This window comes from Pseudoroseomonas cervicalis ATCC 49957, from assembly GCF_000164635.1.
Classification (GTDB): domain Bacteria; phylum Pseudomonadota; class Alphaproteobacteria; order Acetobacterales; family Acetobacteraceae; genus Pseudoroseomonas; species Pseudoroseomonas cervicalis.
In genome coordinates, this window is the sequence record NZ_GG770781.1 from 269,428 (window position 1) to 276,452 (window position 7,025).

Genomic DNA, 7,025 nt, shown 5'->3' on the forward strand with positions numbered 1-7,025 from the left:
CGGCGTCCGCGCCGCGGCGCGCGCCCAGGCCGCGCGCCGCGCCGCCAGCACCGCCTCGGAGGCGATGCCCTTCGCCGCCACGATGCGCTCCAGCGCGTCCAGCCAGTGCTCGTAATAGGGCTTGCCGCCGCGCGCGATCTCGGCGCCGAGCGTCTCCGCCCATTCGCCCCAGGCGAAGCAGCCGGCCTGGTGCAGGGCCAGCGTCATGGCGAAGGCCTGGGCCTGCCAGGGCGCCTCGAAGACCGGTTCCTCACCGGGGCCGGGCGGCGGCTCACAGCGCGACAAGATAGGACTCCCAGGCATCGATCGAGACGGTCAGCGTCGGGTCCGCCCCCTCGCCCCACAGCTCGGCGGCGGTGAAGCGGATCGTGTAGAGCCATTGCGGCGCCTCGCCCTGGCCATGCGCGTGGCTGTCGGGGAAGACGAAAACGCCATGCACCTTGTCCACCACCCCCTGGCGGCCGCGCGCGTAGCGCGGCAGGCGGGTGTGGTGCGCCGGGTTGAAGTGCCGCGTGCGCACCGCATCGCCCACCGCGAAGCGCGCCGGCGCCGTGGCCGGGCGGTCATACTGCGTGCCGCGCGCCAGCACCGGCGCCACCTGCTCGGCCCGCAGCGCCGGCAGGGCCGGGCCGGGCTGGCGGGCCTGGCCGCTGGCCAGTTCCTCCTCCGAGACCAGGCCACGCTGCAGCAGCAGCTTCTCCAGCCCCTTGATCCAGATCGCGTAATAGGAGCTGGTCAGGTACTCGCCGGGCGGCAGCGTCTCGCGCGCGTGGCGCGAGGCGTCGATGTTCCATTGCCCCAGCGCGCCGGCCGCCAGCGTCACCGCCAGAGCGCGCCGCTCCCACGCGGCGTGGAACAGTTCGCCCTCGGGCTCCGGCCGCACCGGGCCGAAGCCCATCATGCCGCCCAGATCCTGCGCGCCGTTCATGCGACCTCCTCCGGCCGCCGCGCCAGCGCGGTGCCGATCATGGAATCGCGGCTGACCAGATCGGCCAGGCGCTCCTCGCTCCAGCCCTCGGTGCCGGGGGGGCGCATCGGGATGACCAGGTAGCGGGTCTCGGCGGTGGAATCCCAGACGCGGATGCGCGTGGCCTCGGGCAGCGTCACGCCGAAATCGGCCAGCACGCCGCGCGGGTCGATCACCGCGCGGGAGCGGTAGGCCGGGGATTTGTACCAGGTGGGCGGCAGGCCCAGCACCGGCCAGGGGTAGCAGGAGCACAGGGTGCAGACGACCATGTTGTGCTCCTCCGGCGTGTTCTCCACCGCCACCATGTGCTCGCCCTGGCGGCCGGAGAAGCCCATGCCGTGGATCGCCGCGCTGGCGTCGCGCCGCAGCGCCGCCAGGAAGGCTGTGTCGCTCCAGGCGCGCGCCACGACGCGGGCGCCGTTGCGCGGGCCGATGCGCGTCTCATAGGTCTCGATCAGCGCGTCGAGGGCGGCCGGGTCGGCATAGCCCTTCTCGACCAGCAGGGATTCCAGCGCGCGCACCCGCAGCTCGATGGGCGAGAGGTCGCTGGCGCCATGCTCATGGTCATGGTCATGCGGGTGGTCGTGGTGCGGGTCGTGCGGCATGGCGGCAGCGTCCCGCCGTCGCGCGCCGGGGTCAAGAGAATCACCCGCGGCGCCGCGTCTGGACCCTGGCAGCGCCCGGCGCCACATTGGCCAGGACGGCGAAGGCGGAGACAGCATGCAGCGCGTGACCATCACCCTGGACGAGGCGCTGGCGGAGGAACTCGACGCCATGGTGGCGCGGCGCGGCCACCGGAACCGCTCCGAGGCGGTGCGCGACCTGCTGCGCGCCGGGCTGCAGCAGAGCGCGGCGGCGGAGGGGGAATCCGGCCCGAGCCTGGGCGCGCTGGTCTACACCTACGCGCATGAGCAGCGCGACCTGGCGCGGCGGCTGACCGGCGCCTTCCATCATCACCATGATTTGTCGGTGTCGTCGCTGCACCTGCATCTGAGCCACGAGACCTGCCTGGAGGTCGCCGTGCTGCGCGGCGAGGCGGCGGCGCTGCGCCATTTCGGCGAGCATGTGATGGCCGAGCGCGGCGTGAAGCATGGCCGGCTGGTGCTGCTGCCGGACGCGCCGGAGACGGAAGGCTGAAGCGGGGCGGCGCGGCTTCCGCGAGAAAGCCGCGCCGCGACGCGGATCACTCGCCGAGGCGGGTCTTCAGATCCTTGGCCGGCTTGAACTTCACCGACTTGCTGGCGGCGATCTGCACGACCTCGCCGGTGGCCGGGTTGCGGCCCTGGCGGGCGGCGCGCTCGCTCACGGCGAAGCTGCCGAAGCCGGCAAGGCGGACCTCGCGGCCGGCGCCGAGGGCGTCACCCACCGCGGCCAGCACGGCCTTCAGCACGGCGTCGGCCTGGGTCTTGGGCAGGCTGGTGGCCGCGGCGGCGGCATCGACCAGGTCCTGGCGGCTGAGCGGGCGGGTTTCTTCGGTCAAAAGGCGAACTCCAGGATAAGGGAATGCCGGCCAGCAGAGACACAAACGGCCCAGGCCGGTCAAGCGCAGGGGCGGCCTGAAGCGCATCGCGAGCCATCTGGCAAGTCAAAATGGCCGTTTTGTCATCTCGGTGCCGCTTCCGGCGGCGGCGCTGGGCAGGACAGGCCGATCGCGGTAAGGGAAGGCGGCGGCGGTCGCCGCGCCAGGCACGGGAGAGCAGGCTGCGATGGAGACAATGATGGCCGGCGGCACGGGCAGCCTGGATGCGGCCCGCAACACGCTCGACCTGGAGATCCAGGGGCTGCAGGCGCTGCGCGGCGCCCTGGAGGAAGGCCTGGCCGAGCCGCTGGCGCGCGCCATCCAGGCGATCCGCGACACCGCCAATGGCCGCGTCATCCTCACCGGCATGGGCAAGTCGGGGCATGTCGGGCGCAAGATCGCCGCCACCCTGGCCTCCACCGGCACGCCGGCCTATTTCGTGCATCCGGGCGAGGCCAGCCATGGCGACCTCGGCATGATCCGCAGCGAGGATGTGGTGCTGGCGCTGTCCTGGTCGGGCGAGGCGCCGGAACTCTCCGACATCGTCGCCTACACCCGCCGCTTCGACGTGACGCTGATCGCCATCACCGCGCGGCAGGGCAGCTCTCTGGCCAGCGCCGCCGATATCGCGCTGATCCTGCCGGCCATGCCGGAGGCCTGCCCGAACGGGCTGGCGCCCACCACCTCGACCACCATGCAGATGGCGCTGGGCGACGCGCTGGCGGTCGCGCTGCTGTCGCAGCGCGGCTTCTCGGCCAAGGATTTCCGCCAGTTCCATCCGGGCGGCAAGCTCGGCGCGCAGCTGCGCCGCGCGCGCGAGCTGATGCATGACGGCACCGCCGTGCCGATGGTGCCGCAGACCGCCAGCCTGTCGCAGGCCATCGTCGAGATGACCGGCAAGCGCTTCGGCGTCACCGCCGTGGTGGACGAGGCCGGGCGGCTGGTCGGCGCGGTGACCGATGGCGATGTGCGCCGCTCCTTCGAGGGCGCCTTCGTCGACCGGCCGGTGCGCGAGGTGATGAACCGCGAGCCGCGCACCATCCCCCCCGACATGCTGGCGCAGGAGGCGCTGGCGCTGATGAACGCGCACCGCATCACCAGCCTGTTCGTGGTCGAGGAGCAGCGGCCGAGCGGCATCCTGCACATGCACGACCTGCTGCGCGCCGGCGTCGCCTGAACGGCGCGCCGCCTCAGCCGGAGGTGGCGAGGCTCGGCTGCTGGCGGCGCTCGGCGCAGTGCGCGGCGAAGGCCGCGACCGCCTCGGCCTGCGGGGTGCGGGCGCCGAAGACCTGGCGCGCCAGCGCCAGCAGGTGGGCGGTGAAGCGCGTCGCGTTGGCATAGGTCGGCACCGGGCGCAGCTGGCTGTGCGCGGCCAGGTAGTTCATCATCACCGCGGCGATGAAGGCGTTCATCGCCGTGAAATCGGCATCGCGGCCGAAGCCGGTGCGCGCCAGCTCGGCCAGGCCGTCCCAGGGCAGCAGCCCGTGCGGCGGGGCGGCGTCGAACTGCGCGGCGAGCCGTTGCAGCGCCGGCATGGCCTCGGCCCCCGCCGCGTGCTCCTCCGCCTCGACCGCCTGCCACAGCCGGGCCTGCAGCGCCCGCGCCTCGGCGGTGAAGCGGCGCTGCGGCGTCTCCAGCGGCGCCGGGCCGGGCGGCAGCCCGGTCGCCGCCTGCAGCCAGCCGGCCAGGTGCCCGCCCTCCACCAGCAGCCGCATGATCGAGGACATCGCCTTGAAGCCCGGATCCTGCGCGACCAGCAGCATCGCCTTTCGGTCGGCCGCGCGCTCGGCGCGCTGGCGCATCTGGTAGGCCATGCGGACCACGCGCAGCGCCGCCTGCACCTCGGTATAGGGGTAGTAGCCGCGCCCCGGCAGCTCCACCGAGCTGCCCTGCACCCCGGCGCGGAACACCGTCTCGACATCCAGCAGCAGGTCGAGCGCCGCCTCCTTCGCCCCCTGCGCCAGGCGCTGCGCGGCCAGCAGCACCTCGGAGCGCGCGTAGTTGGGCGACAGCAGGCGCGACAGGCTGCCGCGATAGGTCAGGGTGATGCCGAGCATGCGCTCCGAGCGCGCCGGGTCGCGCTGCAGGATGGCGATGTAGGTCAGCATCATGCTGACCGAGCTGCGCCAGCGCACCGCCGCCTCGCCCTCCTGCGGGATCAGCAGCGTCGCCTCCGCCTCGGCCCAGAGCTCGTCGAGATCGCTGTCCTGAGGGTCGGCGACCTCAAGGATCCGGTAGCCGAGCACACAGAGCGCGGCGCAGCGCACGGCGAACTCCGCCTTCTCCCGCCGCAGCAGGCGGCGCGCGCAGAAGCGCGCCGCCTCGGCATCCGACATGCGGGCGGTGTTGGATTGCACGCGTTCGAAGAATTGGCGGTGGGTGCGGATGTCGATGGCGGTGAGCAGCGCGTCCGCCGGCAGGGCCTGGCGCTCCGTCCCGTCCGGCGCCAGCAGGCACAGCGCCTGCGGCAGCGTGGCCTGGGCGTAGAGCGGCGCCAGGGGCAGAGCGAGGCTGGCGCGGCCCTCCCCCTCGGCCACCGGCTCGGAGCTGGCCAGGCTGTCGCCCAGCCGCAGCTGCAGCCTCTCGCCCGGCGCCGCCTCGCAGGCGACCATCAGATGCTCGCGCGAAAACGTGACCTCAGCGGCAAGCGTCATGATGGCGGCTCCGTCGCAATGCGGCGATGGCGGGCGGTGGACAGGGGCGCAGAATGACACGGCCCCGCCGGGGCAGGCAAATCCGGGCGGCCCCGTCCGGCCGCGCCGTGCCCGCCGCTTTCAGCGGGATGGCCGGGCCGGGCGGATTGCTTTACAGACAGGTTCGTCTCCGCCACCCGGGCGGGTGCGGCGTCGTCACGAGAGAGAGGGTCCGATGGTGGAATCCAAGCCCGAGATGGCCGGGGATGCGGCGGTGCTGGCCCCGCAGCCGGACGCCGCGCCGGCGCCGGTCGATGTGCGGGTGGAGACCATCACCTGCGACCATGCGGTGCTCTCCACGGCGGCACCGGGCGGCGCGCTGGCCAAAGATATCCTGGTGCTGATGGTGGGGGGGCGGCGCTTCGCCAATTTCGCCCCCGCCGCGCTGGCGGCCACCGGCCGCAAGATGCCGGACGGGCGGACCTATTTCCGCATCCGCATGCCCTGCGACATCCCCGACGCCCATGGCCGGCCGGAGGTGGAGTTCCGCCTGCGCAGCACCGGCGAGCTGCTGCCGAATGGCGGCCGCAAGCCGCTGCCGCAGCAGCGCAAGGCGCGCGCCCTGGTGCTGATCCCGGCCGGCTCGCGCTACGAGCACGACAAGATCCGCCTGCACAACTGGCCGATCTCCCGCGTCATCGAGACCTACTCGAACATCGGCGACCTGATGGTCTATGATTCGACGCTGAAGATGCTCGATTTCGAGACCGTCGAGGTCGGCAACATCACCACCTTCACCGACAAGGAGGTGGATTACTACAATTCCGAGTTCGACTTCGCCTTCCTGCGCGGCTCCAACTTCATCCACGAATACATGAACTGGGAGCGCGCGGGCGAGCTGATCGAGCGGCTGAAGATCCCGGTCTTCGCCATCGGCGTCGGCGCCCAGGCCGAGCGGCGGCGCATGATCGACCTGCCAGAAGCGGGCCTGCGCGTCTGGAAGGCGATCGCCGACCATTGCGGCAGCATCGGCGTGCGCGGCGACTACTCGGCCGAGGTGCTGGCGCATAACGGCATCAAGAACGTCCAGGTGGTGGGCTGCCCCTCGGTGTTCCGCATGTGCAAGCCGAAGCTGGAGCTGAAGCTGAAGCCGGCCTTCGACGTGCACAAGGTCGCCTTCAGCCTGCGGCGCGAGACCAGCGGCAACTACGCGCGCGACGTCGACAGCTATCTGCGCATCCAGCGCGACTTCATGCTGAAGGTCGACGAGGAAAGCCAGATGACCGTCACCCTGCATGGCGAGTCGGAGGAGAAGGCCTTCTTCTTCCGCGACGCCGCGCGGCGCGAGATGGCCACCGTGAAGCTGCGCTCCTCGGGCTGGATCACGCCCGAGAACGAGGCGCAGATGCTGCGCATCTACCGCAACCAGCTGTTCTTCAACACCAGCGTCGAGCAGTATGACGAGTTCATCCGCACCCAGGATTTCGCCATCGGCTGGCGGGTGCACGGGGTGCTGCCGGCGCTGGCCAATGGCGTGCCCGGCATGCTGGTCAACTACGACGAGCGCAGCGCCGAGCTGGCGGAGACCTTCCGCATCCCGCTGATCGAGGAAAGCCAGCTGGCCGGCGCCTCCTGGCGGGATTTCTACCGGCCGGAGGCCTTCGCGCCCTTCCTCAAGGTCTATCCGCAGCGCTACGCGGCGATGCAGACCTATCTGCAGCACAACGGCGTGCCCAACCGCCTCTGACCTGCCCGGGACCGGGGGCGTGGCGGCCGGGACGGCCCCGCGCCCCGGCGCGTGTCGGCCCCGCCGACCTGCCTGACCGCCGACCAGCCCGATGGACTTGCCCGCTTGGACCAGCCTAGCCCCGTGCAGACAGACGCGACAGCGCGCGGCGAACCGCCC

8 protein-coding genes are annotated in these 7,025 nt (G+C 72.1%); 3 read left to right on the forward strand and 5 right to left on the reverse strand.

The window, feature by feature from the left end:
• From HMPREF0731_RS16275 to nthA, 3 genes are all read right to left on the reverse strand, one after another.
• A partial coding sequence (locus tag HMPREF0731_RS16275) for a nitrile hydratase accessory protein (RefSeq protein WP_007005271.1) occupies positions 1 to 285 on the reverse strand: 285 nt, incomplete at its 3' end.
• On the reverse strand, positions 272 to 928 hold the full coding sequence (gene nthB, locus HMPREF0731_RS16280) for a nitrile hydratase subunit beta (protein ID WP_007005272.1): 657 nt from the start codon (positions 926 to 928) through the stop codon (positions 272 to 274). The genes HMPREF0731_RS16275 and nthB, both read right to left, overlap by 14 nt.
• Positions 925 to 1,572: a nitrile hydratase subunit alpha gene (gene nthA, locus HMPREF0731_RS16285; RefSeq protein ID WP_007005273.1), complete on the reverse strand. Its 648-nt coding sequence runs from the start codon at positions 1,570 to 1,572 to the stop codon at positions 925 to 927. Before nthA ends, nthB begins: the two co-directional genes overlap by 4 nt.
• 115 nt (positions 1,573 to 1,687) lie before the next feature.
• Here nthA and nikR point away from each other — a divergent pair, with 115 nt between their 5' ends.
• Positions 1,688 to 2,104: a nickel-responsive transcriptional regulator NikR gene (nikR, locus tag HMPREF0731_RS16290; RefSeq protein WP_007005274.1), complete on the forward strand. Its 417-nt coding sequence runs from the start codon at positions 1,688 to 1,690 to the stop codon at positions 2,102 to 2,104.
• A gap of 46 nt (positions 2,105 to 2,150) precedes the next feature.
• On the opposite strand, the gene HMPREF0731_RS16295 is transcribed toward nikR, so the two are convergent.
• Positions 2,151 to 2,447: an HU family DNA-binding protein gene (locus tag HMPREF0731_RS16295; protein WP_007005275.1), complete on the reverse strand. Its 297-nt coding sequence runs from the start codon at positions 2,445 to 2,447 to the stop codon at positions 2,151 to 2,153.
• Positions 2,448 to 2,673: 226 nt separating this feature from the next.
• On the opposite strand from HMPREF0731_RS16295, the gene HMPREF0731_RS16300 reads away from it, so the two are divergent.
• Positions 2,674 to 3,663 (forward strand): KpsF/GutQ family sugar-phosphate isomerase, encoded by a 990-nt coding sequence (locus HMPREF0731_RS16300; protein WP_007005276.1) that lies wholly within the window; start codon positions 2,674 to 2,676, stop codon positions 3,661 to 3,663.
• A 13-nt stretch (positions 3,664 to 3,676) separates the two neighbouring features.
• Here HMPREF0731_RS16300 and HMPREF0731_RS16305 read toward each other — a convergent pair whose 3' ends face one another.
• Positions 3,677 to 5,140, reverse strand: coding sequence for a hypothetical protein (locus tag HMPREF0731_RS16305; protein ID WP_007005277.1), 1,464 nt, complete (start codon positions 5,138 to 5,140; stop codon positions 3,677 to 3,679).
• Positions 5,141 to 5,354: 214 nt separating this feature from the next.
• Here HMPREF0731_RS16305 and HMPREF0731_RS16310 point away from each other — a divergent pair, with 214 nt between their 5' ends.
• Positions 5,355 to 6,866 (forward strand): polysaccharide pyruvyl transferase family protein, encoded by a 1,512-nt coding sequence (locus HMPREF0731_RS16310; protein WP_007005278.1) that lies wholly within the window; start codon positions 5,355 to 5,357, stop codon positions 6,864 to 6,866.
• The last annotated feature ends 159 nt before the right edge of the window (positions 6,867 to 7,025 follow it).